We start from the raw sequence: 2,086 nt of genomic DNA on the forward strand, positions 1-2,086 counted from the left end.
GTCTCGTGCATCGCCGACGGTCCCGACTCCTGGTTCGCGGAAGCGGTGCTGTCCGTCGGCGGACGCATCGAGGTCGTCATCCCGGCTGCCAAGTACCGCGAGGGCCTGCCCGACTGGCATCACCCCGTCTACGACCGGCTCGTGAGCCACGCGGCCGACGTTCACGAGACCGGGCTGATCGAGTCCACATCGGAGGCGCACCAGGCGGGGTCTGAAATCCTCGTCGGCCTGGTGGATGAGCTGCTGGCCGTGTGGGACGGGAAACCGGCGTGGGCGTACGGCGGGACGGCGGACGTCGTGGACTACGCCCAGCGGACCGGCGTCCCTGTGCGTGTGCTGTGGCCGGAGGGCGCCACTCGCTGACCAGCACGACCACGGCGGCCCGGCTCCTAGCTGGGGGCGGGCCGCCGTTGAGCAATGCTCACCCTCGTACGGAGGCGCGTAGCTGGGTGCCAAGGTTGTCGGCGAGGGCGATCAGGGCACGCCGGTGCTGGGCGGGGTCGAGTTCGTCTCGGGTGAAGTGGTGGTCGCTGCTGAGGCTGGCCGGTTCCGGGTTCGGGTCGACGACCGCGGTGTCGCGGCCGTGGGCACGCTCGTGGAGCATGCGGCCGGCGCGGGCACCGAGGAGACGCTGCAGGGTCAGTTGAGGGACGTCGGCGACGTCGCCGACGGTGCGAAGGCCGTACTCACCGAGCAGTGCGGCCGTCTTCGCACCCACGCCGGGAAGTTCCCGTACGGGACCGGGGGCGAAGGAATGCCGCGATCGCCTGCGGGGAGTCGCCGATGACGGTGCGCCGATCGAGCGGCGTGAGGGCGCAGGCCATGGCGGCAAGCATCGGGGTACCGGCCACGGCCGCCGCGCTGCGCACCCCGAAGAAGGCGAGCACCCGCAGTGAACGAGTTCGGTGATGCCGCGGGCATCACGCTGCCACCAGCGGGTCGCCCCGGTGAGGTCAAGCAGGACAGCGTCCTGGAGCATCTGCACACGCGGTGTGACGTCCTCCAGCAAGCGGCGCACTGCGCCACTTGGGGACGTCCGCCGGGCAGCTTGTGGCTCGTCGTCAGTCGGAGGGCGGATCTTCACTGGGGGTGCTGCCCGGGGGCATCGGGACGAGGGACTCGATGCCGTCAGGCGGAGGGTTGTTGCCTGCCTGGGGAGCCTCGGCAGACTCGCCGTTGTCCTGCTCGTCAGCCTCGTCGAAGGGCTCTTTGCTGGGGGTGCTGTCTGGGACATCAGGCGCGTTGAGATAGGAGCTGCCGTCAGGTGGGAGGTTCATGTCTTCCATGGGGCCTTGAGGAGAATCGTTGCTGTCCTGCTTGTCGGCCTCGTCGGACACCTTGGTGTCGTCAGATGTGCCCGAAGTGGTGGTCTCCGTCGGGGTGCCGCATTCAGGCCTGGGTTCGAGGCTGGTGCCGAAGCCAGGGCCAAAGAAGTCGCAGCTTTGTGGAGTACCGTCTGAGCTGTCATCGATCCATTTGCGGAAGGCGCTGACGTCGGTATAGATCGTGTCTTGCGCACCGCAGGACGCGCCGCCGGCGACCTGGCTGGTGAGGCCGGACAAGATCCATTCGTCACCGTCCTGGGTGATTTCAACCCCATCTTTGAAGAGGGCGGGCCCCCCAGAGTCGCCGTTGCAGGGGGTTTGGGACGGGGCGCTGTCGATGCACAGTTCACTGGCCGGGGCGAACGCGCCGGCTTCATCGCAGCTCGAGTCGCTGCTCACTGTTGTGTCGAGCTCCTTCAGACCGTCCGGAGTCGCGCACTTTCCGTCGGTGCAGGTTTTTCCCCACCCGAGCAGGCGGACCGGCGTGCCGGGCGGCGTACTGGAGTTGGCGATCCGGACTGGCGCTGCCTTCACCGGCTGGGCCAGCTTCAGCAATGCAATGTCGGAACCATCGATTTCGTCAGAATTATCGAACGTGATCGCTTTTGCGACCTTCGCAAGCTCTCCGCCGGCGGAGGAGCTGTTCGAGCCGATGCGCACCGACAGCGGGGAACTATCCAAAGCCGTGACGCAGTGTTCGGCGGTCAGCATGGTCGTGGAGTCGATGAGCACCGCTCCGCACTTGTGATACGGGCCCCAAT

The 2,086-nt window shown here is 67.4% G+C and carries 4 protein-coding genes; 2 read left to right on the forward strand and 2 right to left on the reverse strand.

Annotation, left to right across the window (positions count from 1 at the left end):
• On the forward strand, nt 1–363 hold a 363-nt coding region (locus ABZ471_RS48450; protein ID WP_359075564.1), incomplete at its 5' end, for a hypothetical protein.
• A gap of 58 nt (nt 364–421) precedes the next feature.
• Here the strand turns inward: ABZ471_RS48450 and ABZ471_RS48455 are convergent.
• Nucleotides 422–718, reverse strand: coding sequence for a hypothetical protein (locus ABZ471_RS48455; RefSeq protein ID WP_359075566.1), 297 nt, complete (start codon nt 716–718; stop codon nt 422–424).
• A 65-nt stretch (nt 719–783) separates the two neighbouring features.
• Between ABZ471_RS48455 and ABZ471_RS48460 the strand changes: the two genes are divergently transcribed.
• Nucleotides 784–909: a hypothetical protein gene (locus tag ABZ471_RS48460; RefSeq protein WP_359075568.1), complete on the forward strand. Its 126-nt coding sequence runs from the start codon at nt 784–786 to the stop codon at nt 907–909.
• A gap of 152 nt (nt 910–1,061) precedes the next feature.
• Here ABZ471_RS48460 and ABZ471_RS48465 read toward each other — a convergent pair.
• Nucleotides 1,062–2,086 (reverse strand): serine protease (locus tag ABZ471_RS48465; protein ID WP_359075570.1); only part of this gene is annotated, 1,025 nt, incomplete at its 5' end.

The sequence above is a fragment of the Streptomyces sp. NPDC005728 genome (genome assembly GCF_040630895.1).
In the GTDB taxonomy this organism is placed as follows: domain Bacteria; phylum Actinomycetota; class Actinomycetes; order Streptomycetales; family Streptomycetaceae; genus Streptomyces.